Origin of the sequence: Paenibacillus dendritiformis, from assembly GCF_015845845.1 — a bacterium.
In the GTDB taxonomy this organism is placed as follows: domain Bacteria; phylum Bacillota; class Bacilli; order Paenibacillales; family Paenibacillaceae; genus Paenibacillus_B; species Paenibacillus_B dendritiformis_C.
On sequence record NZ_LDIG01000121.1, the window covers coordinates 1 to 26,431 of the forward strand.

Sequence of the window (26,431 nt, forward strand, 5' to 3'; positions counted from 1 at the left end):
TCTGCATGCGAGCGCTATGCGCTGCTGTAGAACCAAGCGATTGTTCAACGGTATGGAATCGAAAGAGACTGCTGTAGCGCTGTTTGGGGCCGACAAATTCATACATCCATACAAATCCGGCTTCGCAGTGTTTACAGAACATGCGAATGGAGGGCACGTGCAGATAGGTTTTTTTCTCGAACACGGGAAGATGTCGGACGATCCGTATGCCATTGCTTCCTTTGCGGATGACATTTTGATCCGACCCACAGCACGGACAGCATTGCTTTTCGCTGATGGGGAAAGCTTCTATGTGAAGTTCATCGGCATCGATGGACAGGATTTGGCGGATTTTTAGCTCTGGTATGTCGAGCAATTCATTGATATACTGGTTTTGCATCTGTCTATTCCTTTTTTGTTGTTCGGTGAGACTTACAACATTACAGGATTAGCAGATGTTTTTCCATTTTCAGCCTGAGATTATTTCGTCAAGCACTGATTACGGTTTTGAGCCTTGAAAAAATATAAAAACTGCGTAGATTTCGATATTAGTGGTGGTCAATTCGAAAAAAATAATATTATGATTACTATAAATGAAGAAAAGATAAAAAATGACAGCTTAGAAGACTATCTTGCTATTCTCATTAATAAAGTTACTAAAAATGGTTTTAAAATATATGCTAATGTACTATACTCTTCCAAGAGTGATATAACTTGCGTCAATTGCATAATACCGGGGCTTGAAAGATTTCATTTGGTTAGGCATGGCTCACTTGTTTTACCTTCATTACGAGGACGCAACATTTTAGTAAACGCTTAATAAAGCCGTTTGGAGAAGATACATTATGGAGATAAATATCCAAAACTTGACTCATAATTACATTACTTACCGTAAACGGCAAGGGCTCAAAGGGGCCTTTCAAGATTTTATTTTTAGAAAATACGAACATAAAACAGTAATTAAGTCGGTTGATCTGTCTATTCAAGCTGGTGAATTGATTGGATTACTTGGGCCAAATGGCGCGGGTAAAACAACCTTGATGAAGATTATGTCCGGTCTGATTCATCCGACAAGTGGAACCGTTGAAGTGATGGGACATGTTCCATTTAAAAAAACTCCGGATTTTCTACGGAAATTAGGAGTCGTCCTAGGTCAAAAAAGTCAGCTAACATGGGATTTACCCCCGATTGATACGTTACAAGTACTAAAAGAAATCTACAAAGTCGATGATGTGACATTTCAAAAGCGGCTTGATGAATTAGTGCATAAACTTAATGTTGAACATTGTATACAAGTTCCTGTCCGAAAATTATCGCTTGGGGAACGGATGAAGTTTGAAATCATAGCTTCCCTTCTCCATTCCCCAAAGCTCCTGCTTCTGGACGAACCTACAATAGGATTAGATATGGCAAGTCAAAAATCAATCCGTTCGTTTATTAAGGAAATTAATCGTGAATATGGAACGACAGTTATTCTGACAAGCCATTATGCAAAAGATATTGAAGAAATTGCAGAAAGGTTGGTCATTCTCAATCAAGGCTCGATTCATTATGATGGCCTACTTCGCCATCTTCAAGAAGAAAATCATCACGAAATGACATTAAAGATTCAAATTAAAGAACATGAGTCGTTAGCTCATTGGGGCTTAAAAAAAACGGGCGATAGACAATGGGAGACTCACCTTGCATCTGAAAATTTGAATACACTGTTATCAAAACTTACACAGTTATATACTGTAACTCATATCCAGACATACGATATTCCTTTTGAAGAGAAGCTGTATACCCTATTTACAAGATTACTATCAGATGGAGAAGAGAATGAAAACCTTTTGGATAATAGTAAAAAATAATATGTTGATAACGCTCGCTTATCGATGGAACATCATGTCTAGTATTGTACTGATGATCATTCAAATGATAGTAGGTTTGTTTGTCTGGATAGTAATTATAGATCAATCAGGCCCAATCAATGGATATTATCATGATGATATGGTGACTTATTTTTTGCTCGGCGCGTTCATTAGTGTCATTTTTTCTTCTTCTCATTTTTTTCGACTGTCTTCTTTAGTAAGAAATGGAGTATTTAATATGTATCTCATTCGGCCTTACTCTTTTCTAGCCGACAGTGCGGCTCAATTTTTAGGGAGTAAAATTATTGATGCTCTACTCACTTTCATGCTAACCCTCATTTTTCTCGCGACAGGATTAGCAACTTGGCCCTCTCTGAACATACTCGGTTTATTTTTGTTTTTAAGCAACTTTTTACTACTGTTTATGTTCGGTGCCTTTTTAAGCTGCTTGAGCTTTTGGCTCATTCAGATGTGGCCGCTGAAGCCACTCTATAACGCAATGATGGCTATACTGGGGGGCAATTTGTATCCTCTCGATTTACTTCCTGATATATGGTTTCGTGTCATTAATTTCACTCCCTTCCCTTTGTTGGGATATGTTAATACAAAATTGCTGCAAGGAAAGTTAGAATATCATGATGTACAGTACTATGTACTGTTATCATGCTGTTGGCTAGTAGTGTTCTCGATTGGATATAAGTGGTTATTCATGAAAGGATTACGTAAATATGAAGGAGTAAACGCATGAACCCAATCAGGTATGTAGCGCTTCTTAAGCTCCTTGGCAAGCAAAGCCTTGCTCAAATGCTTACTTATAGAATGACTTCCACATTTATTATCGTATTTGGTACGTTATTCGCAATTGCCGATATAATAGGAACGGTTGTTTTTTTTCAGTATACAGAATCAATTGCAGGGTGGGAAATCTATGATTTCCTGGTTCTATTATCGACATTTCAATTTATAAGTTACCTGTACCAGTTCTTTTTTGTTGCTTCCCATGAGAATTTAATGGAGAATATTTTAAATGGAAAACTAGATTACGATTTATTGCGCCCTGTCGATTCACTGTTTTTATGCAGTTTAAAACAATTGGATTTTCCGAGTGCAATCAATATGATTATTCCTTCTTCCATCTTTTTCTACTGCCTTCCTTATATAAAAATCGAGTTGAACGCTTTAAATGTGCTCATTTACATATTGTTTGTCGCACTTGGGGTTATTTTCTATTATTTACTGAACCAAATGTTTGTCTGTCTTGCATTTTGGGTTGATAGGCCGCAAAAGATAGCAGGAGTGCCTGAGTATATGCTGGATTTCGCCTCACGTCCAAGAGAGGTGTATCCAAGAGTTCTTCAAATCATTTTATCAACTGTATTCCCGGTGATCACGGCTGTAAATTTGCCTGCAGAGTATCTTAAGGGAAGCTTATCTATTAACTATTTCGTGTTTTATCTATGTTTTCTCATCTTATTCGGGATTGTTGTTCGTTTTCAGTGGAAGTGGGGAATTTCTAGATATGCAAGTGCGAGTTAGGAGCGGTATTCGCTCTCGATACATTTTGCATGCTTCCGCTCAATATGGATCGGTTACGCAAATAAAAATAAGCTCAAGAGCGCCGGGTTGGAGGAGGTGATTTCATCTAATTCTTCAAATTTTCAAGAAAATCCGTGAAGCTTACGGCACTCGAAAATCACAGTAGAACTGCTTAATCGTAAGTTTGCCGTGAAATCATTGGTTTCATCCCTGTCAGGAACAAGGATTCAGAGATCGTTTCCCCACTCCGAACATTCAATCGGGGAATAAGACTGCCCCGATTCCTTCCGTGCTGTCTATAATCTGTCTATAAATCGCCTGCGAATTGACATCCCCATTAACCGAAGTAATATAGAAGACATGAACCAGTTGTAATCTAATTCCTGCTTCTGTTCGTTGATCACCCAATTTTTTTGCATCATGTATACTACATAAGCACCTGATTCAATAAAAGGAGGTGATCCGGCGGCCATCGGGAGTCGCGAAGCTTGCGGCGGAAGGCAAGGAAATACAATTGCAGACAAGGAGCATGGCGAAGGCAAGGTCAAAGCAGTTGGAAGTCTGGAGAGTTTAAAGTTTAGAGTTTAGGAGAGCGTGAGTCAATGGCGGCTCATTGCCAGGTTACATGTTACCGGAAAGCAATAGGTATCCCAAGTCAAAGCCGCCCAGCATTTTTGATAACGCTTACAATAAATACGCATGCGGTGGCGGCAGCAAGTCAAGACACGAAGGAGGGGAATGATGATGGTATCATGGAGAAGCAAGCGGATCAGCCGAATTAGCGCCGTGCTGGCCGTACTGATGGTTGTATTTACATGCGGCACTGCCGTCGTCGGGGCCGGCGCGGAAGGACATCCGAACAATCAGGCCGCCGCGGCGAAAGCCGGCAATAAAGGCAAGGGAGAGACCCGCTCCGAGGAGAAGGCGCTGCCTTTGAAGAACCCTGGCTTCGAGCAGCAGACAGCGAAGGACTCGATTCCGGGCTGGACATCGATATTCGCCAGCGTGGAAGGCGCGGTCAGCCATGAGATCAGCAGGGAAGAAGCGTACCGCGGCAAGCGCAGCTTGAAGATTACGGATACGAGCCGCGATCATGCTGTCGCGGTCCAGAGCGATCCGCTGGCTGTAGAACCGGGCACGACCTATACCGGATCGGTCATGATGCTGCTGAAGAGCGGCAGCGCCAGTCTGCTGTTCCGCTATTATGACGCCAGCGGCAAACAGGTCGGCGACGATATGCTTCAGCATGTGTCAACAGGCTACGGCGAATGGCAGAAGGTGCAAGTGTCGGGCAAGGCGCCTGCGAATGCGGTGACGGCGCGTATTTTCGCCTCGGTGAACAAGTACCAGATGGCGGAAGTCTTTTACGATGACTTCGAGGTGACCTATCCGAAGAAATCGCCGGGCGATCCGCCAACCGGAGATATCAGCTTCAAGGGCAGAACCTTTGCTCCGCCGGTTGATCTGGGCATTCCCGTCTTCACGGTCGCGATCAACGATGCCGTCGCCGGCGTAGAGGACGGGCGGGCGACGATGTACTCGACCGCGCAGGGAGATACGGCGGTGTTCAGCGTCGTGGATATCGAGAGCAACAAGCTGCTCCGCTCGTTCCCGTTGGAGGGAGTTCATACGGTATGGCGCCATACGATCGCTCCGGATGGAACCGTCTATATCGCGGCGATTATGACGGGCAGCAACCGGGGAGAGTTGTGGAGCTACTCTCCGCGGACGAAGACCGTGGCCAGTCTGGGCGAGCCGCTTCCGGGCGAGAAATCGATTTGGTCGCTCGTCACCGACGAGAAGGGCAATGTGTATGGCGGCACCTTCCAGCAAGGCAAAGTGTTCAAATACGATCCGGTTGCGAAAACATACCGCGATTATGGACGCATGATGGACAATCAGGAATATGTGCGGTCAATGGCGTATGACAACGGCTATGTTTACGCGGGGATCGGCTCCACGGGGGCGATCGTGAAGCTCAATGCGGAGAGCGGCGAGAAGGAGGTCATTTCCGGACCGGTCGCGGGGCTGCTTGGCGTGAATCCGGCAGATGTACCGTTTGCCTACGATATGGCGATCGTCGATCGTTATTTGCTGGTGAAATTCGGCGATCCGCAGATGGCCTTGCTGTTCTATGATCTCGAACGGGGAGAGTGGCTGCCGCATGTCGTCGGCAAAAACATCGGCGGCACGCAAGGCGCCGGCGTATTCTCCTTCAACCAGCTCGTGACGAAGGACGGCAAAGTGTATGTTCCCGCCAACGGGGTCATCACCGAGATCGATCTGACCACGTTCGAAGCGCGGATGACCTCCATGAGATATGGCACCTCTTTCCGCGGCGCCGCCTGGGTCGAGTTCCGCGACGATCCGGGCTTCCCGGGCAAGTCGTTCGTCACGATGCAGCGCGACGGCAAGACCTCCGTATTCAATGTAGACGCGGAGACGAGCAAGACCCTTCCTTCCGTTGTCCAGGGCTCGGCCAATCCGCTGCACAATATGGAGAACGGTCCTGATGGCAACGTATACATGAGCGGTTATCCGGGCGGGGTTGGCGTCCAGTTCGATCCGCGCACCGACACGTTCAAGACATTCAGCCTCGGGCAGGCGGAGGGAATGGTCGCTTACGGCAACGATATGTATTTCGGCAGTTATCCGGGAGGACATATTTATTCGTTGGACCCGACACAGCCGGTTCCCCAAGCGAAGGCGGTGTTCCAGATCGGGTCGGAACAGGATCGTCCTTATGTGATGCGGGCGGCGGATGATTTTATCATGATCGGCACGATCCCCGATTACGGCAAATTAGGCGGCGCGCTTACGCTCTACTATCCGGATACGGGGCAGAAGGAAGTGTACCGGAATATCGTCCACAATCAGAGCATTAACGGACTGGCCTATAAGGACGGGAAAATATTCGGTTCGACCACCGTCTTTGGCGGACTCGGCATCGGCGCAACCGAGAAAACGGCAAAAATGTTTGTGTGGGACGTCGCCAAAAAAGAAAAGATCACGGAATTTGCGCTGGATATTCCCGAGCTGGATCAGCCCGTCATGATTAGCGGCTTGACGATCGGGCCGGACGGGAACGTCTGGGGAGGCGTCGACGGGATCATCTTCAAGCTCGACCCGGTGACGTATCGCGTTCTTGATTATAAAAACATTTATCCGCATGTGAAAAATTACGGCTTCTGGCGCCCATACCATCCGCATTGGGGGCAGGACGGCTTGCTGTACATCGATCTGGCGGATCGGATGACCGTCATCGATCCGCAGACACTGGAGCATGTCACCCTGTCCGAGGATAACGGCAGCACGTTCCAGGAGATCGCCTTCATGACGCTGGCCAAGGACGCTCAAGGCAACGAGCATATTTATTACATCGATCAAGCCAGTGTCAAGAAAATTCAGATTACGGGCAACACCCGCTAATCCTGGCCTGCCGTTTGCTTCTCGCAGGATGCAACAGCCGATGACCGCTGTCATCGGCTGTTTTTCGGATAAGGATTGAACTGCCGGCTGAACAGCAAGATGAGAACAGGAACGCCGGGAGATGAACGGAGTAACGGATCAAGAAAAATTAAGGTTGACACCTTGTAAGCGGATACAATAAAATGGAGGCATCCAAACTTTGTTAATTACTTTAACAAACTACCAACCTAGCGGAAAGGGGGGGAGTGAATTGATTGGCAAAGGCCAGACGGGAAATGCCAAGCTGGTGAAGCAAATGAACCGGGAAGGCATTCTTCATCAGTTGAGAGAGCATCCGCGTGTATCGAGAGCCGATTTGGCGAAATTAACGGAGCTGAGCCGCCCGTGCGTATCCGCATTGGTCGATGAGATGATTGCGGAAGGATTAATCAACGAGGTGGGGTTTGGAGAATCGACAGGCGGCAGAAAACCGATTCTTCTGGAATATAATTTTCAAGCATACGGCGTCATCGGCGCGGTGTTCGAAGGCAGCACCCTCCAATTGGCCATTGCCAATCTGCGAGGAGAACTGCTTGTCCAGCGCGCGACATGCCTTCCGCATCCGATGAATGGGGACACGGCCATCCGGAGCATTGAGCAAGGGCTGGCGGCCCTGCTTGACGAGAGCGGATTCCGCAAAGAATGGCTGCTGGGCATGGGGCTCGGATTGCCGGGCATCACGCGGCGAAGCGCCGGGACGGTAAGCCACGCGCCGAGCACCGGATGGATGGGGCTGCCGGTGCAGCGGGAAATCGAGGCGGTCCTGGGCCTTCCCGTTGCGATTGAGAATGACGTAAATCTGATGACGCTTGGCGAATTTTACAAGGGGATCGGGGTCGGACATTCCAATCTGGTGTACATGTATGCGGGCACCGGCATCGGCGCCGGAATCATGATCGACGGGCAGCTCTACCGGGGAGCCAGGGAAGCGAGCGGCGAGATTGGTTATATGGTCATCGGCCCCGTCGGGAAGCAGGTTACAGGAGAATACGGCATATTCGAGCGGAATTATTCCATACGGGCGATCCGCGACAAGGCCAGAAGCGTCCTCCCAGCGATCGACGACGATACGAGCATTATGAAGCAGATCGTCGACCATGCGGGCCGCGGGAATGAAGGGGCCCGGAGACTGCTTGACGACGTCTGCCGGCACTGGACCTATGGCATTGCCAATATGACGAGCGTCATCGATCCGGAGCTGCTGATTCTGAGCGGTGAAATGCTGCATATCGGGGACGATGGGATCTCTGCCATCCGGCAATGGCTCAACGATTGGGTTCCTTCCGTTCCTCCGATCAAAATGGCTGCGCTTGGCGATCAGGCGGGACTTATCGGGGCGATCCATTGCGCGCTCGAAGCTTTTTCGTCATCTGCAAACGTAAAAAAGTAACACAAACCCAACCATATCCGCTCTTTTTACTTCATCCTGCCGTCTTTGTATCCGGACGGTTCAGATACATCCTCATCATGAAAATAAAAGAGCAGCAACCCGAACACAACGCTCAACTCTCCAACGAACAACAACACCAAGATTCCAAAAAAGGGATAGCTTGATATGAAAGGTATCGAGCTGCGACAGGACAGGGCTTTTTATGTTTTTTCCGAATGCGTTTTATTAATAAAAAATACTATTAATTAACTTATTAGTAATTTTGTAACAGATCATAGATTTTCAAAAGTGATGGTTTTTCAGAAAAAACAAGAAAAAAATTCACGGAGGTCAATGATGGGATACGCAAAAAAGTCACTCAAGTGGTGGATAGGGGCAATTCTTAGCATGGTCATGCTGATGGTGACGGCCTGCGGAGGCAGCACCGCATCCGAAGGCGGCCAGCCGGCGGGAACGAACGGCTCGGAGAAGCAGAAGCTCGTCATTTATACGGCGCGAGACAAGAATGTCGTCGAGGAGATTATTCCGAAGTTCGAAGCGAAGCATCCCGAGGTCGAGGTGGAAGTGCTTACGATGGGGGCGCAGCAAATTTTGGAGCGCGTGCGCGGGGAAAAAGCGAACCCGCAGGCGGATTTCTGGTGGGGCGGCACGCAGTCGGCCCTGATGACGGCGGCGGATGAGGGGCTGCTCGAAAGCGTGAAGCCGAGCTTCGCCGACAGCATTCCGGAGCTTTACAAGGACAGCGAGGATCGCTGGTATGGCGAAATGCTGCTGCCGGAAGTGATCATGTACAACTCCGCGGCGCTGAAAAAAGAAGAAGCGCCCCAAGATTGGGATGATCTGCTGGATCCGAAGCACAAAGGGAAAATCATTATTCGCGGCGTGCTCGCCTCCGGAACGATGAGAACGATATATTCGGCCATGATCTACCGTCAAGACGCGAACGATCCTGCTCCAGGCTATGAGTGGCTGAAGAAGCTCGACGCCAATACGAAGGAATACGCTCAGGATCCGACCAACCTGTATCTGAAGCTGGCGCGCGAGGAAGGCACGCTGTCGCTGTGGAATCTGCAGGATATCATGATTCAGAAGGAATTGCAGAAGCAGCCGTTCGACTTCATCTATCCGGCCAGCGGCGCCCCGATTTTGGTCGATGGGGTCGGCGTAGTCAAAGGCGCCAAGAACATGGAAGCGGCGATGAAATTTTACGAATTCCTGTTCGATTCGAATCTGCGGGTGGAACTGGCGGAGAAGCTGTATCAGATTCCGACGCGTACGGATATCAGCAAGGACACGCTCCCGGAATGGCTGCAGGGACTGGAGTTGAAGCCGCTGCCGCTGGATTGGGCGGTCATGGCGGAGAAGGAGAAGGAATGGATGCAGCATTGGGACGAGAACATCAAGGGCAAAGGGTCCAACTAACACATTCGGGCGGGGGCTCCTCCGCCTGAGCACATTACCAAGGGGGCAAGCAACTTGATAGAGGTCAACCTGGATCATGTGAGCAAACAATTCGGAAACGTAAAGGGAGTCGCGGATGTCAATGTCCGGATTCAACCGGGGGAATTTTTCACCTTTCTCGGGCCGAGCGGCTGCGGCAAGACGACGACGCTGCGAATGATCGCGGGCTTCTACTATCCGAGCGAGGGCCGCATCCTGTTCGGCAGCAACGATGTGACGACACTTCCCCCGAACAAGCGCAACACGGGAATGGTGTTTCAGAACTATGCATTGTTTCCGCATATGACGGTGTTTGAAAATATCGCATTCGGGCTGCAAGTGAGAAAGGTCGCGAAATCCGACATCGTGCGGCGCGTCGAACGCGCGCAGAAGCAAGTCCATCTGGAGGGCTACGGCAGCCGCCGCATCGATCAATTGTCCGGCGGCCAGCAGCAGCGGGTCGCGTTGGCTCGCGCGCTGGTGATCGAGCCGCAAATTCTGCTCCTCGATGAGCCGTTATCGAATCTGGATGCGAAGCTGAGAGAAGAAACGAGAATCGAAATCAAAAGACTGCAGCTGGAGCTCGGGATCACGACGATCTATGTTACGCATGATCAGGCCGAGGCGATGGCGATGTCGGACCGGATTATGGTGATGCAGGGCGGGGTGGTGCAGCAGATAGGAAGCCCGGCGGACATTTATCATCGTCCGGTCAACCGGTTTGTCGCCTCCTTTATCGGGGAATCCAATCTGTGGGAAGGAACCGTGGAACGAATCGCAGACGGAGAAGCGGTCATTCGCGTCGCTCCGGATCTGGTCCTGACGGGGCTGGCTGCGAACGCTTCGCCGGACTGCGAGCTGGAACCGGGCAAGCGCATCACGATGTCCATACGTCCGGAATCGATACGCGAGTCCCTGCCAGGGGAGCCCGCGGACAATGTCGTCCACGGCAGCGTGATCATCTCCGAATTTACGGGCGTGAGCGTGAATTATGTGTCGCAAGCGGCGGGGCGGCCATTGAAGGCGATGTTCGTCAATCAAGGGCATCGGGTACGCGGAAGAGGGGAAGCGATTTCCTTGTTCATTCCAAAAGAAAGCATCTATTTTTTGGAATACAGAGGGGATGAACGATGATACCGAAACGGAACATAAAACCGAGGAAACCGGGGATTGCTCCATTCAGGCCCGTTTCCATTACGCAGTCGCCATATTTTGTCTATGTCCTGGTCGCGCCCTTGTTTTTGGTGCTGTTGGCTTATGTCGTATATCCGCTGTTCCAGACGTTCATGCAAAGCATTCAGGCAGAGGATCAACTCTCGCTTCACAACTATGCCCGCTTTTTTAGCCTGGAGCATACCTCCAATCTGGAAGCGCTCTGGACCAGCATTTATATTTCGGTGTTAAGCGTAATCACCTGCGCGATTGTCGGCGTTGCGATGGCCTTTTTACTGGAACGCTACGAGTTCCCCGGCCGCAAAATCCTCGCCGTCCTCGTGCTTGTCCCGATGGCTTTGCCGCCGCTCGTCGGCGTGCTGTCGTTTACGTTTCTCTATGGAGAGAGCGGGATTATTCCGCGGGCGCTCAAGGAGCTGCTTCAGCTTGAACAGGTGCCGTTTGCGTTAAAGGGCATCTGGGGCGTGCTCGTCGTCCATACGTTCACGATGTATACGTACTTTTACATGACGGCATCGTCGGCGATCCGCAATCTCGATCCGTCGCTGGAAGAGGCGGCGGCCAGTCTCGGCGCGGGACGGCTCTACATATGGCGGCGCGTTATTCTGCCGATGCTGACTCCGGCCTTGGTCGCGTCGTCGCTGCTTGTGTTCATGATCGCGATGGCTTCGTATACGGCTCCGCTCATTTTCGGCATTGAGCGGACGATGACGATGCAGATTTATTTGTCCCGGACGAACGGCAATCTCGATATGGCGGCCGCGCAGTCCACCATCCTGTCGGTCGTGTCGATCGCGTTCCTGCTCGTCATGCGCTGGTATCAGGGCCTGCGCAATTACCAGAACATGAGCAAGGGGGTCAGCGTGCATCGGACGGAAGTGAAGAGCGCCGCGGGCAAATATGTCGCCATGCTCCTGTCCATCGCAGGGGTCATCGTGCTGCTGCTTCCGATACTCGTTCTCGTTCTGATCTCGTTCTCGGCGGACGGCAGGTGGACGACGCAAATTTTGCCTCCCGAATATACGGTGGAGCATTACGTAAAGCTGTTCACCGACAGCAAAACGTGGCGGCCGATTGCGAACAGCTTCCAGATGAGCTTCGTGGCCACCATTGGCAATGTGATCTTCGGCGTCGCTGCCGCTTACGCGATGGTGCGCTTGTCCTTCCGGGGAAAAACGCTGCTTGACGCGCTGATTATGCTTCCGTGGGCCTTGCCCGGCACGGTCGTCGCGGTCAACCTGATCGCCGCCTTCAGCGAGCCTACCGTATTCAGCTTCAATCAGGTGCTGATCGGCAGCTTCTGGATACTTCCGTTGGCGTATTTCGTCCGCCATTTGCCGTTAGTGTTCCGCTCCACCTCCGCCACCCTGGTCCAGATGGACGCCTCCGTCGAAGAGGCGGCGCGCAATCTGGGCGCATCGTGGTGGTACAGCTTCCGGCGGGTCGTGTTCCCGATGGCGCTAAGCGGGATTTTGGCGGGTACCCTGCTCGCGTTCGTGCAGGGCATCGGGGAATTCGTCTCTTCCATTTTGCTCTTTACCGCCAGAAGCGCCCCGCTATCCGTCGAGATTTTTCAGCGGATGTATTCATTTGAATTCGGTACGGCATGCGCGTACGGCGTGCTGCAAATTTCCTTGATCATACTTGTGCTCTTCGTCTCGCGCAAAATAACGGGCGACAGCGCAGCCATGTAACGGGCGGTTAATTGGAAGGAAGGTCATTTCGTGGGAACACCTAGGGGTTCGCCAACCACGTGATGATATGCAGCGGGGAACAGGCCATTCCCTGCTGACAAACAATCCACCATTCGAGGAGGGATTTGATGATCAGAGGCAAGTCAGCTTGGAGGTTCTGTTCCATGGTCATAAGCGCGGTGCTGGCGGGCAGCGCCCTGCTGTCCGCTCAAGCCCAACCCGTGCATGCGGATCGCGGGATTGCCGATCTGTGGAAGGCGATTCGGCCGTTGACGACGATCGCGAGCGCCATGAACACGGGGGCCCACCCCGATGATGAGCACAGCGCGACCTTGGCTTATCTGTCCTTGGGGCGAGGCGTGAGCACTTCGAGCGTGATTGCGGTTCGCGGGGAGGGCGGACAGAACGAGATCGGGAGCGAGCTGGGGCAGGCCCTCGGCGTCATTCGGACCCGCGAGCTGGAGGAAGCATCCCGCATCACCAACGTGACGCTGGGGATACTCGGCGAGAAGCTGGACGATCCGATTTACGATTTCGGCTTTTCGAAGAGCGTGGAGGAGACGCTGGACAAATGGGGCGATTCGGTCGTCTACGAGCGCTTGATTCGGAAAATTCGCGAGCTGCGCCCGGATGTCATCATTCCTTCGTTCTTGAACGAAGCCTCCACGCACGGACATCACCGCACGATCAACGTGCTTACCGTCAGGGCGTTCAAGGATGCGGCGAATCCGGACATTTTTCCTGAACATCTGAAAAAGGGCTTGCGCCCCTGGCAAATCAAGAAGTTGTACGTGCCGGCCCATTCCAAGGACTACAGCGTGAACGTGCCGGTTGGCGACTACGATGAAATCTACGGCGCGTCATATCTGCAGCTCGGGGAAGAATCCCGCTTCATGCACCGCAGCCAGGGGATGGGCAGGGTGTATGACGAAGGCCCCGGGCAAGGCGAGCTGTTCAGCAAGTATTACAAGCTCGAGCTAAGCACGGTCACATCGAAGGAGAAAGAGAATGACTTCTTCGACGGCATTGCCTTCACCTTCGAGGATTTGGCGAAGGACATCGAGGCGAAGGACAAAGACAGCAAGGTGGCCCGTGATTTGCGCGCCTTGCACAAGGACGCGAATGAAGTCGTTACCGCCTATCCAAGCTTTGCCGGCGTCCTGAAGCAGGTTCATAAAATGAAGGCCGATGTGGAGACCGCGCTGGCTGATGTCAAAGCATCCGGCCTGGAGGCGGCAGCCAAGGAGGATTTGCTTCACCGGCTTCAGGTCAAGGATGCACAGCTGAATCAGGCCAGCATGGAAGCGGCGTCCATGGTGGCGAAGGTCAAGCCGGCCGAGAGCGAGCTGGTGCCGGGCCAGACGACGAAGGTCGTTGTCTCGGCCTTCAACGGCGGATCAACGATCTTGCGCAACGTTAACTTGAGCCTTCGCGTCCCCGCAGGCTGGAAGGCCGCTCCGGCCGGGGCGACCCGCTTCGAGCAATTGGGCTACAACGAGACGGCATCCGCCGTCTTCGAGGTGACAGTGCCCGCGAACGCGCCGCTGTTCAAGCCTTATGACCGTCCGGTGTTCCAGGGGAAGGTCGAATATGAGGCGTACGGCACGGCCACGACGCTGGATGTTGCTCCGCGGAACGCCGTGGCTGTACTGCCGCCGTACTCGATGACGCTGAGCCCGAACGCCACGATTCTGAATACGCTCCGGGCGGGAGAGCCGATTCCGGTGAAGGTGACCGTGCGCAATTACACGCCGGGCGCATCCAAAGCGTCGGTCTCGCTGAACGTGCCGGAAGGCTGGACGGTTGAGCCTGCCGCGGAAGAGCTAAGCTTCGCCTCCAAGGGCGAAACGAAGTCCGCCGCATTTACGGTCAAGGCGGCTTCGAACGTGGCGCCGGGCACCTTTTCCGTGAAGGCGATCGCGAAGAACGGCGCCGTGCTCAGCACACATGGGGCGCAGGCGATCGACTACGCGCATATCGGCAGGACATATCTGATCCAGCCGGCGGAGCTCAGCATCCAGGCCTTCGACCTGAAGGTGCCGGACCAATTAAAGGTCGGCTACGTGTCCAGCGGGTTTGACAACATCGACCACTATTTGCGCCAGGCGGGCGTCGATGTCGTCAACCTGGATGCGAAGGATATCGAATCCGGCGATCTGTCCCAGTACGACACGATCGTGCTCGGCATTCGCGCGTACGCCTTCCGCCCGGAATTGATTCCAAGCAATCAGCGGCTGCTCAGCTATGTCAAGGACGGCGGCAATCTGGTCGTTCAGTATCATAAGCCGGAGGACAAATGGTCGCCGGAGCTGGCTCCGTATCCGATTACGATCGGAACGCCGCTCATTCAGTGGCGCGTCACGGACGAGAATTCGAAGGTAACGATGCTGGCCCCGGATCACCCGATGTTCAACATGCCGAACAAGATCGCGGATCAGGATTGGCGCGGCTGGATTCAAGACCGCTCCGCCTACAATCCGTCGCAATGGGGCAAGGAATATACGGCGCTCATCTCGAACGGCGACCCGGGGGAGAAGGAGTTCACGGGCACGTTCCTGACCGCGCATTACGGCAAAGGGGTGTATACGTACAGCTCCCTGGTCTGGTACCGCCAGATTCCGGCGCTCGTTCCGGGCTCCATGCGGATGTTCGTCAATATGATTAGCCAGCATCAATAAGAAGGCGGTACACGCAATCGCAACCATGCGACTCTGAACACTGCCCGATCGCTGCGTGATAATTGTCTGATAGTCCCCAACCTGTTACGGCTATCTGCGCAGCATGGCATCATCGGCGAGGGCCCCGGACGGACTACCGTGAAAAGACCGCAGCGTGAGCCGTCAACCCGGACGGATTACCGTGAAAGGACGGAGCGTGAGCCGTCAACCCGGACGGATTACCGTGAAAAGACGGAGCGTGAGCCGCCAACCCGAACGGATACCGCAATAAGACGGCATCACGAGCAATTTTCGTTGCGGAAGTGAAAAGCTCCAGCTTTTCGCCCCCTTCGGGGCCCTCTCCCATTTTCGCTCGCATGAGGAGGTGCAAGCATTGAAGGCAATCGGAGTTCACGGGCGGGATATCGAGCAAATGACAAGGGAGACGCAGTTCGCCGTCGTTCCGTTGGGCTCGGTGGAATATCATGGTCCGCACGCTCCGCTCGGAACGGATACGATCCTGGCGGAGAGCTTCGCGGAGAGGATTGACCCTTCCCTGCATCCTTTGATCTATCCGGCCATTCCGTACTCGGCCTGTCCCGGCAAGACCCGGCATTATCCGGGCACGATCCCGGTTCGCCCTACAGTCTTTATCGACTATCTCGCCGATGTCGTCGAAGGCATATGCCGGCTCGGCATCCGCCATATCGTGCTGCTGAACGCCCACGATGCCAATATGGGGCCGGCCCGCACCGCAGCCGAACAGGTAACCGGCGCCTATCCTGACGCCAGCGTCCTTCTGATCAACTGGTGGCAGATGGCGGGCGTCGAGTTCACGCAGCGAATGGGGCTTTTTCAAGGAACGGCTGGCCGTGGGCATGGGGGACCGTACGAAATGTCCGCCGTCAAGGCCTTCCGCCCGGAAATGGTAACCGTACAGGAATCGGACCTTGAACTGGACGCAGGTCCCCCATTATCTTCTGTGCCCTATGTATTGGTCGAAGGAACTCCGCAAGGCTGGGACGGCTATACGGGCCGCATCCGGCAGAGCTCCCTTGAGGCGGGGCAAATCATCGTGGAGGAAGCGAGCCGCAATATGAACTTGCTCATCCAGGAGTGGCTGGCGAGGAGAACAGACAAGAAGAAGGAGTGATATTTGCGCTATGGGATATCGTGAAAAATGGATAGAAGCGGAAGGAACTTCATTCCCTGGCAAAACGTACGCGGAGGTGGTGCTGGATCCTGCTTTTAATGAAGCGAAAACCCATTTGCTCGGTCCGATGATGGCGATCAACAAGGCCCATCTTATCATGCTGCAGCGGCAGCAGTTGGTGTCGCTTGACGAAGCGAAGCGGATCGCGAGCGCGATTCGGGCCATCGACACGGAGGCGCTTCGCCAAGCCAGTTATACCGGGCAGTTCGAGGATTTGTTCTTCCAGGTCGAGCATCAACTGCTGGAGCATGCAGGCGAAATCGCCGGCAACCTGCATCTGGCGCGCAGCCGGAATGACATGGGCATCGCGATCTACCGGATGGTGCTGCGGGAGAAGCTGCTCGAGACGCTGGCTTCCGCGCTGAATCTGAAGGAGCAGTTGCTGCTGTTCGCCAGCGACCACACCGGCACGCTGATGATCGGCTACACCCATACGCAGCAGGCGCAGCCGACGACACTTGCGCATTACATGATGGCGGTCGCCGATTCGCTCAACCGGGACATCCGGCGAATGATGGCGTCCTACGCCAATTGCAACCGCAGCAGCATGGGCGCGGCGGCGCTCACGACATCGGGCTTCGCGATTAGCCGGGAGCAGATGATGGAGCTGCTTGCTTTTGATGAACTAATCGATAATTCCTATGACGCCATCGGCGGGGCCGATTACCTGGGCGAGATCGCGACGGCTGTACAACTCGCGGCGATCAATCTGGGCCGGGTCGTTCAAGATATGCTGCTGTGGTGCACGCAGGAGTTCAGCGCGCTACATGTGGCGGCCCCGTATGTGCAGATCAGCTCCATCATGCCGCAGAAGCGCAATCCCGTCTCGTTCGAGCATATGCGCGCCCTGCTGTCGAGCTGCGTCGGCAATACGAACACGGTGCTGACGATGATCCACAATACGCCGTTCGGCGACATCGTGGACACCGAGGACGACATGCAGCCTTATGCCTGGAAAAGCCTCGACATGATGGACAGCATCTACCGCCTGTTCGCCGCCGTCATCGGCACGATGGAAGTGAACAAGGAGGTGCTGCGCCAGCGGACGCAGGGAAGCTTCGCCACGGTGACCGAACTGGCGGATACCCTTGTCCGAACGGATGGTTTGTCGTTCCGCAAGGCCCATCATATCGTCAGCGACGTGGTGCGGCAGGCCTTGGCGCAAGGAATGGCGGCCGATCAGATTACGCTTTCTCTCGTCAACGAGAGCGCGCGTCGCCATATCGGGCGAGATACGACGCTTAGCGAAGAAACGCTGGGCGAAGCGCTCGACCCCGCGCATTTTGTGGATATTCGTTCGCTGCCTGGAGGGCCGAGCCCGAAGGAAGTGAAGCGCATGATCGGAATTCGGGTGAATGAGCAGCAGGCGCATTTGAAATGGGTTGGGCAGGCGCAGGAGAAGATTCGGCGGGCGATGCGGCATTTGGACGAAGTCATCCTGGAGTGGAGTGGTACTTGATGGCGGTACGCCGCATCCCCCTGCTGGCCGTCGACGGCGGGGGGACGAAATCCCTTGCCGTCTTTACGGATAGGCAGGGCCATATGCTCGGACGGGGCCAAGGCGGCCCGTCCAATTACCATGGCAGCGGGACAAAGGGAGCGATGCGCGAGCTGGCGGCGGCGATCCGCGAAGCGATCGCGGATCTGGAGCGGAGCGGCGGATGTCCTGTCATACCGGATGCGAATGAAGGGGAAGCGAATGTGGAAGTCGAATGTGCCGTATTCGCCCTGGCCGGCCTGGATACCGAGTCCGACAGGCGCGCCGTCACCGGATTGGTAGAGGAGGCGCTCGCGCTGCTGCCGCTTCAGGTCGGGCACCTGATCGTGGAGAACGACGGCTACGCCGCCCTGCTGGGCGCGACCGGCGGTCAGCCGGGGATATTGGTGATTTCCGGAACCGGTTCGATTATATACGGCATTGACGGGCACGGAAGGACGGCCAGGGCGGGCGGCTGGGGCCACCGTGTCGGCGACGAAGGCAGCGGCTATTGGATCGGCAAGCAGGCGGCGCTGGCGATTCTGAGGGCCTATGACGGAAGGGGAGCAGGCACGAGGCTTAAGGAATGGGTGCTGCCGTATTTAGGCATGGAGCGGGAAGAGGAGTTGTTCGACTGGATATACGGGTCAGCCTATTCCATTGATACCGTTAGCCGGCTCTCCCGCGCCGTCAGCCAGGCCGCCTCCGCCGGGGATAAGGAAGCGCAGCGAATATTAACGGCAGCCGCTGACGAGCTGTTTTACGCCGCAGCCGCGGTGATTCGTCATTTATCCTTCCACCGCGACCCCTTTGTTGCGATTATGCAGGGCGGCGTGCTGCAGCATGAAAGTCACGTCCGGGAAGCTCTGATGCGCCGGATTGAAGCATACGCGCCGCATGTCCAATGGGACGAGGCACGCCGAGAGCCGATCTACGGCGTTATAGCCATGGGATTATCCTACTTTAGAGAAAAAGGGAAGGGGGAAACGTGTGAATGATAACGTTAAACGATGCTCCATACATGCGAGGAACCGCTGAACGGCGGGAGGCTAAAGGGAAATGAGGAAAAGATGGCTATTCGTGTTCGCTCATCCTGACGATGAATCCTTTGCGGCCGGAGGGACGATAGCCAGGTTGAGCAGTGCGGGCCACGACGTCATTCTCGCGTGCGCCACCTCGGGATGCAAGGGGAGGTCGGGCGAATTCCGATTCACTTCACGCGAAGAATTGGCACGGTACCGGGAACAGGAGCTGCGGAACGCCTGCTCCATCCTCGGCGTCGCCGAACTCGTGCTGTACCGGTATCCGGACGGCGAGCTGAAGTCGTTTGGCATGTATGCGCTGGCGGACCGGATTCAGTCCACGATTGTCGAGCGAAGGCCCGACGTCATTGTTACGTTTCCGCCGGACGGGGTGACCGGACATCCCGATCATATCGCGATTTCCCGGGCTACGGAGACAGCGGTCGAACGGGCCGAAGCGCATTACCCGGAGGGGAGGAAGCCATCGCTCTATTACACCTCGATCCCTCATTACTATGACCATTGCCCGGACTCCGGCCCGCCCCAGACCTGCCCGATCACGGCGCGAGCCGATATCCGCGGCTTCCGCCAGCACAAAGGGCGGGCCCTGCAGGCCTACCGGAGCCAGATCTACTCCGTGAACCGCGCCTACCCCGGGGTCATGGACGGCGACTTCACCGTCATCGGCGACTACGAATACTACACTCTGGTCCGGGCGAATGGCCAGCTCGTCCCGCCGAATACGGCCCCGGCGGCTCTCGACGAGCTGCCGGAGATGGAGCTGGGGTGAAGGGAGCGGAGGGGCGCCATTCATCTGGCTTACCGTTGAGTCGAATGGCAGCCCCCATGAGCCGTTCCTCGTCAGAGCCAGCGGCACTGACATATTGCCCGAACATAGCCCCGTGTCGCTAGGCCCCGGGCCAACAACCGGGGCTTCCCCTCGCGTTAGCAACACGCCCTCAAGGGACTTCCCGTGAACGCAACGGCCGTTACCTTATCATGCTGGCCCATGATATACTCATTGAAAGAACAAGTTGAGGGAGCCACAGAAGAGGGGAATATCCAGCCCCTTCGCCCTGGCGAGGAGAGCAGAGTTGTACAAATTGATGATAGGGTGTAACTGCTGGTGCGAATGTATAGTGCACATGAAATCCCCGGGACATTCGCACCACGATTATCACATTATTATCCAAATTAGCCGAAGAAGAGCTATAGATTTAATGTAATTTTGATTTTTATATTCATTTTCTGAATTATTCAATCATAATTGAATGTACATTTGACACATTCAGTCAATTTTCGCTGTCGCATCTTACGCGGATGCGTGGATTGAAATGATATGGATTCGCACAAGACTTTTCGGCGATTCCAGTCGCATCTTACGCGGATGCGTGGATTGAAATCGGAGTGACGCCATGGAAGCGTCGCATGCTGCCGGTCGCATCTTACGCGGATGCGTGGATTGAAATTGGACCTGAAGGAATTTCACGCGAGCAATATTATGTCGCATCTTACGCGGATGCGTGGATTGAAATCGTGAATTGCGTAAAGTTGAGCGATTAGAGTCGGTGTCGCATCTTACGCGGATGCGTGGATTGAAATATATCAGTTGGAATTTTAATAGTGTCCATCATTGTCGCATCTTACGCGGATGCGTGGATTGAAATAACGTGGCTTGAAATTGGGAAGAAATACCCATCGTGTCGCATCTTACGCGGATGCGTGGATTGAAATCGGGCATGGAAGTTGAAGGTGTGATTGACTTAGCAAGTCGCATCTTACGCGGATGCGTGGATTGAAATATCGCCATGTCCATCGTTTTCATATCGTTAATCCCGTCGCATCTTACGCGGATGCGTGGATTGAAATCGGCGGAGTCTGGCCGGGCTGCCGCCAAAGCTGGCGTCGCATCTTACGCGGATGCGTGGATTGAAATATCGTGTCGTCCTTGGCTACTTTCATCCTTTTAGGGTCGCATCTTACGCGGATGCGTGGATTGAAATCTTTCGAAAGCCCGTAACCCACACATCGACGTAGTCGCATCTTACGCGGATGCGTGGATTGAAATGGCACGGGTGAAATTGTACCGTCGAATGGGCCAATCGGGTCGCATCTTACGCGGATGCGTGGATTGAAATCGCTAAAGTCATTCGAAGACCGGCGCGTGCTGATGTCGCATCTTACGCGGATGCGTGGATTGAAATTCGATAACTCCCGTTGTCCAATGTCGCGCTCCTCTGTCGCATCTTACGCGGATGCGTGGATTGAAATAGAACGTATAAATCGCGGTCATGCTCACCAAGCTTGTCGCATCTTACGCGGATGCGTGGATTGAAATTGGGTCCCGTCCTTGTTCGTGAGCACGAGCGTTAGTCGCATCTTACGCGGATGCGTGGATTGAAATCGCGAACCGGACGATGTTGCGAAGATCCTCGAGTCGCATCTTACGCGGATGCGTGGATTGAAATTTTATCGTCGAAGCTGACGTAACGGTTTGCGATGGTCGCATCTTACGCGGATGCGTGGATTGAAATGTAATACCCTTTCACCTCATATCCTGTCCAGCTAGTCGCATCTTACGCGGATGCGTGGATTGAAATGTTAGCGATGCGCTCCTGTGACGCCTTCACGATCTGTCGCATCTTACGCGGATGCGTGGATTGAAATCGCAGAATGCTCCGGACTATGTTACGGAATTTAAGTCGCATCTTACGCGGATGCGTGGATTGAAATAGACTATATCTTGCGGAAAACCCGCCCCTCTGTTTCGTCGCATCTTACGCGGATGCGTGGATTGAAATGATTATTTCGGCGAGCACAAGACTGAGAATGCGGGCGTCGCATCTTACGCGGATGCGTGGATTGAAATCGCCTCGACCGTGGCCCATCTTGCGAATGGATAGCGTCGCATCTTACGCGGATGCGTGGATTGAAATGTACCCATTCGCGAGCAATGCCGTCATCACTCGCAAGTCGCATCTTACGCGGATGCGTGGATTGAAATCGGAACCGATAAGCATCGACACGAAGTTACCGAGGTCGCATCTTACGCGGATGCGTGGATTGAAATCGACTATGAGCTGTCTTTTTTATTGCCGATGACTAGTCGCATCTTACGCGGATGCGTGGATTGAAATGTAATACCCTTTCACCTCATATCCTGTCCAGCTAGTCGCATCTTACGCGGATGCGTGGATTGAAATCGCAATGTCAACTTTTACTGCGCCCACTAGACCGTCGCATCTTACGCGGATGCGTGGATTGAAATAACGTCTGACAATCGTTGATATAACGGGCTTTTTGTCGCATCTTACGCGGATGCGTGGATTGAAATTGTACCGGTGCTGCCGTAGGCCATCTGCCAGAAGCGTCGCATCTTACGCGGATGCGTGGATTGAAATCCCGCCTCATCCGGTATCTCCGGCTTGTTGGCACTAAGTCGCATCCTACGCGGATGCGTGGATTGAAATTACCACGTCTTTGAGCAGCACCGGATTCACCTTCGTCGCATCCTACGCGGATGCGTGGATTGAAATAACGCTGAATTACCTGCGTCGGCACCAAAACGATAGCCGCATCCTACTTAAAATAGATGGATTGGAATGCTTGTATGTGCCCTCGTTTTAACAGTGCAAGGGACACGTCAATTGGCGGGTGCGAAAACTGCTGAAAAGGACGTCAGACAGGAAAGCATGTTATCTGTTTTAACGTCAGTATACTTGCTTTCCAAGTCCCTCTATCTTATTTACATCAATTCAATATTATGGTAGTATCAAAATAAAGATGTCTTGGAAGGGTGATGATATGGAAGCGTCGTCGCTACAATATTCCACTATTGGCGACAGCATAAGACAATACAGAAATAAAGCCAATCTTACACAAAGCCAACTTGCCGAGTTGTCAGGCGTCAGCACAGGCTATATCTCCAAAATTGAAAATGATGAGGTAGAACGTCCTTCATTTGAAAAGGTTTATCCCATAGCTAACGCATTACATATACCTATTCGTGAAGTCATACAACCATATCTTGAAATAGGGCAAAAATCCGATGTTCTGTTCGGAATCTTACGAGAAGTAATCAAGGGAGATGGAGCGGATTTAACCGATTTAATTATTAAAACGGCATCTGCCTGTTTACATAGCAAGGATTTGGACAGCATCGATCTGATGGAAAGATTGTACGAGTTTGTATCTCAGGAAGTGAACAACGACTCGCTCAAACTCGCCTTGTACGATCTCATTATCCGTCAGTCCCGTGGGCACGGTATCAATAAGTTTGTCGCCAAAGCTCTTTTTCAGAAATATCTTATTGAAAGAAATGACTTTACTAAACTACATGCAACCTATGATTCGGGCAGATATGTTTTACATTATGTTGATTTTTTATCGGCAGAAGAACGAGCGACCTTATATTATAAGCTGGGAACTCATGCGTATAACTTGCGGCGCTTTCAAGAGAGCATTGATCTATGCATGAACAACGTGGCCGAGGATATACCGGTTAGCTTAGTCAAATCAGAATCTATTGCTGTAATTAATAATGCTTATTACTATTTAGGCGAGTATGACTTGAGCGAATCATATCTGAAACAGTATATGACATTTCCTTATCCTCACATAAAAGATAATGCGAAATTAATGACCGCTGTTCTGCATGCGAAGAAAGGGGATAAAGAACTCGCCTTGTCACAGCTTCAAGAATGTTTGCAAAGTTGCGGCGATAATGCTTTGTTGCATGTTATCAACCAACTCATGATAGTATATCTTGAAATGAATGATTGGGCATCTATTGAAAAGCTATTAAAGTGGGAAAATAAAATTGTCTCTATTCCATACATTACACCATATAAGAAGTCTGAGTTGGCCCATTTCTATAAACTAAAAGGCAACTACTGCGTTTCTATAGGGAACATTGAAAACGGAATTCAGTGTTATTTGGAAAGTGCGTTACGATATTCCCAAGTGAACGATATTTTAAATGAACGAGAATGTTGTAGTCTAATTATAAAGCTATATACTGATAGGGATAAAATGATGGATGTTGAAACGCTAAAAAAACTCCAATTACTTTATAATCAATGCAATGTTTTGGGTAACAGTTCCTTTTTATAAGGAATATCGATTCCGATGAGAACGGATCGTTACTTAACAGCGGGAGGGATAAATATGAAACGAACAAAATCCTTATTACTTGTTATCATTCTTTTTTCAATCACTATTGCCCCTACAGATTTCGTCGCTAATTATGTTCAGTATATTTACGATACTGGTTGGTAAAGTTCAGTAATTGAATTAACTCAAGGGACGCCGTATACCAAGCGTCTCTTTTATTATTGAAAAAAATGATAAATTTTGTCGAATTTTCCTTGAAAGAGAATGAGGGAATTAAAGGAAAAACGTGATAAAGTTGCACCAAGAGCAACATGTAGATGCAGGCACCCAACGTTATACAATACGTGGAAGGGAGCAACTTTCATGTCTTTTTTTCTTGACGAAGTCGATTGCTTGAGATACAAAATCGAGAGCGTACGGCAGCAAATGATACAAGTGGCCGCAGAGAAGAAGAATTTCACCGATAAGACGGTCGTAGAATTGAGCCAAGAGCTGGATATTTACCTTTTGGAATATCAGAAGAGAAAGAATGCCGCAAGCCGATATAAAGTCCAGCGGTATGATGATAAGTTCTCCTTGGAAAGACACGGGCAACATTTGGACATCCATTCTGACAGGCGATGTGATGAAGCGGAATGGGGAGGGGGCACAGCCATTCTGAACATGGATATTCGTTGAAATGAAAGGTTTTTAGATTCAAAATCGAGTCGCATCCTACGCGGATGCAAACGGCACAACAACAAGCAGGAGGCATAACTCTTCACTGCTCTTGTATTTTGATTTTATGACTATCTCGATTTATACGAGCAGGAAACGGGTAATCGGCAGTTTTTATTCAACCGTCCCCGATCACACTCAAATGTTATGGGAACAAAAAGAGCCGTTTCAAAATGAAACGACCCGTAATATAAATCAATGGGATTGTTCCCTTAACTTTGCGATAATATCTACAGGGAAGCCTGTTACCCTCGCGATCAATTCAGGATCCAGATCTTCGGCAATCATTTGCTTGACAACTTCTTCTTTGGCTTCACGCTTGCCTTCTTGTTTGCCTTCTCTCCTGCCTTCGCGTCTGCCTTCGCGTCTGCCCTCACGCTTAATGGCATCCAAGGTTTTTTCAAGCCCCATAACCGATACGCCTCCTTTTACGTTCTGGATAAGCTCGCGCAAATGCGGTTCATTTTCCGGCAATTTCTGACTTAATATATTCGCCATCCAGGCGACCAATTGCTGCTGGCTTTCCTCTGGTAATTGCTGTATGGTATGCATCAGCTTGCCGAGCCGATTCAGTAATTCCGTCTGATCCGCCGTCTGATCAAGCAAAAACACAGAACCAATCGTATTGGAAAGAGCCAACAACTCTTCTTCTGTATATCGTGCAACATCAATAAGGACATATTCAAAATTCAGGAGTTCCGAACCGAACATCGTTTCATTGGCTAACAACTGGCGAAATTGGCGACTGGCGGTCCAGCGTCTCTTCCCATTGTACAGCACAATTGGCACAATGGGAGGCAGCCGGAATGTTTTTGGCTTGCCCTTCGTTTTTTCCTGATCTTTCAAAAGATAGCGCCAGATCTCAACCTGATAAAGTAGCAGGCGGTATGGCATGAGGAAGTCCACTTTGGACTGCATTTCCAACAACAAGTAAAATACGACATCTTGTCCATTCAGCTTCACGCGGTACACCAAATCGGCTTCCTTGCGCTTGAAGTCCTGAAGAACAAACGAATGGGGGATTTCCTGAACGTTCGTTTCATCTATACGTTCTACCCACTCTTTTTGAACAAAGGAGCGAAGTAACTCTACAAAGAGTTTTTTGCTGGACAACAGGAAGCGATATGATGTATCGTGGCGGTGATGTACCGTGTTGTGTTCATCAGTTTCCGTCCCCATACATGCCTCTCCTTCCTGCCATCTTTTCCTTTATTATACCTGATTATAATCGGTAAGGAATAGCTGGGAAAAGAAGTCGAGTAGCTACTGACTTCTGGAATACGTGGATTCGTGGATCAGCATCGAACACAGAGCGGGGGAGGAAACGTATGGCCGGTGATTTGGACTTCAATTCTAGAATTATTGTACTCCTAGGAGATACATTTTTGCCAAATGTCCATACAAAGGTGGACACGAAGGGGTTATTCTCTCTCAAAGATTAAAATCTACATATGGACATATTTATATGAACTAGATACAATATATAGTGTTCATTCGTTTGGTTGTACTATATCCCATTCACAGAAAAGTGTCCACTATTTGAAAGACATCTCTTTAAATAATCCGCGACACAAGGACGATGTGCATGGTATAGCATGATTGAATACACTTCAAACCGCGACATTGCGCCACACGAATAGAGGATGATCTCTATTCACGGCTGCAGACGGGTATCTGAACCTGCCCCGACCCGAAGCAGA

General features: G+C 51.6%; 17 protein-coding genes and 1 CRISPR repeat array. Of the genes, 15 read left to right on the plus strand and 2 right to left on the minus strand.

The window, feature by feature from the left end; genetic code table 11:
- A partial coding sequence (locus tag ABD76_RS10290) for a transposase family protein (protein ID WP_197255191.1) occupies positions 1-379 on the minus strand: 379 nt, incomplete at its 3' end.
- A 445-nt stretch (positions 380-824) separates the two neighbouring features.
- Here ABD76_RS10290 and ABD76_RS10295 point away from each other — a divergent pair.
- The 15 genes from ABD76_RS10295 to ABD76_RS10365 all read left to right on the plus strand — a co-directional run bounded on the left by ABD76_RS10295 (position 825) and on the right by ABD76_RS10365 (position 24,692).
- The gene (locus ABD76_RS10295; RefSeq protein ID WP_197256599.1) at positions 825-1,832 is read left to right on the plus strand and encodes an ABC transporter ATP-binding protein; all 1,008 of its coding nucleotides are present in this window, start codon (positions 825-827) and stop codon (positions 1,830-1,832) included.
- A 34-nt stretch (positions 1,833-1,866) separates the two neighbouring features.
- Positions 1,867-2,580: an ABC-2 family transporter protein gene (locus ABD76_RS10300; RefSeq protein ID WP_197256601.1), complete on the plus strand. Its 714-nt coding sequence runs from the start codon at positions 1,867-1,869 to the stop codon at positions 2,578-2,580.
- Entirely contained in the window at positions 2,577-3,368 is a 792-nt protein-coding gene (locus ABD76_RS10305; protein ID WP_197256603.1) for an ABC-2 family transporter protein, read from the plus strand. Before ABD76_RS10300 ends, ABD76_RS10305 begins: the two co-directional genes overlap by 4 nt.
- 741 nt (positions 3,369-4,109) lie before the next feature.
- A complete protein-coding gene (locus ABD76_RS10310; protein WP_242069503.1) occupies positions 4,110-6,797 on the plus strand; it encodes a carbohydrate binding domain-containing protein in 2,688 nt (895 codons plus the stop codon).
- Between the two features lie 250 nt (positions 6,798-7,047).
- Positions 7,048-8,226 (plus strand): ROK family transcriptional regulator, encoded by a 1,179-nt coding sequence (locus tag ABD76_RS10315; RefSeq protein ID WP_197256605.1) that lies wholly within the window; start codon positions 7,048-7,050, stop codon positions 8,224-8,226.
- A 387-nt stretch (positions 8,227-8,613) separates the two neighbouring features.
- Complete coding sequence (locus ABD76_RS10320) at positions 8,614-9,648, plus strand: extracellular solute-binding protein (RefSeq protein ID WP_242069504.1); 1,035 nt, start codon at positions 8,614-8,616, stop codon at positions 9,646-9,648.
- Positions 9,649-9,702: 54 nt separating this feature from the next.
- Positions 9,703-10,800, plus strand: a complete 1,098-nt coding sequence (locus ABD76_RS10325) for an ABC transporter ATP-binding protein (protein WP_197256609.1) — start codon at positions 9,703-9,705, stop codon at positions 10,798-10,800.
- On the plus strand, positions 10,797-12,533 hold the full coding sequence (locus ABD76_RS10330) for an ABC transporter permease (protein ID WP_197256611.1): 1,737 nt from the start codon (positions 10,797-10,799) through the stop codon (positions 12,531-12,533). Before ABD76_RS10325 ends, ABD76_RS10330 begins: the two co-directional genes overlap by 4 nt.
- 128 nt (positions 12,534-12,661) lie before the next feature.
- Entirely contained in the window at positions 12,662-15,211 is a 2,550-nt protein-coding gene (locus tag ABD76_RS10335) for an NEW3 domain-containing protein (protein WP_197256613.1), read from the plus strand.
- A 364-nt stretch (positions 15,212-15,575) separates the two neighbouring features.
- Positions 15,576-16,343 (plus strand): creatininase family protein, encoded by a 768-nt coding sequence (locus tag ABD76_RS10340; protein WP_338125098.1) that lies wholly within the window; start codon positions 15,576-15,578, stop codon positions 16,341-16,343.
- A gap of 10 nt (positions 16,344-16,353) precedes the next feature.
- Positions 16,354-17,862 carry an argininosuccinate lyase gene (gene argH / locus ABD76_RS10345; RefSeq protein WP_197256617.1) on the plus strand — a complete coding sequence of 503 codons (1,509 nt, stop codon included), beginning with the start codon at positions 16,354-16,356 and terminating at the stop codon, positions 17,860-17,862.
- On the plus strand, positions 17,862-18,878 hold the full coding sequence (locus ABD76_RS10350; protein ID WP_197256619.1) for an N-acetylglucosamine kinase: 1,017 nt from the start codon (positions 17,862-17,864) through the stop codon (positions 18,876-18,878). The genes argH and ABD76_RS10350 overlap by 1 nt, the downstream gene beginning before the upstream one ends.
- 61 nt (positions 18,879-18,939) lie before the next feature.
- Entirely contained in the window at positions 18,940-19,692 is a 753-nt protein-coding gene (locus tag ABD76_RS10355) for a PIG-L deacetylase family protein (RefSeq protein WP_197256620.1), read from the plus strand.
- Between the two features lie 514 nt (positions 19,693-20,206).
- Positions 20,207-22,438: a CRISPR direct-repeat array (repeat unit 32 nt; unit sequence GTCGCATCTTACGCGGATGCGTGGATTGAAAT).
- 268 nt (positions 22,439-22,706) lie between these two features.
- Complete coding sequence (locus tag ABD76_RS10360; RefSeq protein WP_197256622.1) at positions 22,707-24,014, plus strand: helix-turn-helix domain-containing protein; 1,308 nt, start codon at positions 22,707-22,709, stop codon at positions 24,012-24,014.
- Between the two features lie 363 nt (positions 24,015-24,377).
- A complete protein-coding gene (locus ABD76_RS10365) occupies positions 24,378-24,692 on the plus strand; it encodes an aspartyl-phosphate phosphatase Spo0E family protein (RefSeq protein ID WP_111154454.1) in 315 nt (104 codons plus the stop codon).
- Positions 24,693-24,926: 234 nt separating this feature from the next.
- Here the strand turns inward: ABD76_RS10365 and ABD76_RS10370 are convergent, their stop codons facing one another.
- A complete protein-coding gene (locus tag ABD76_RS10370) occupies positions 24,927-25,910 on the minus strand; it encodes an Rpn family recombination-promoting nuclease/putative transposase (RefSeq protein WP_197256624.1) in 984 nt (327 codons plus the stop codon).
- Between the last annotated feature and the right edge of the window lie 521 nt (positions 25,911-26,431).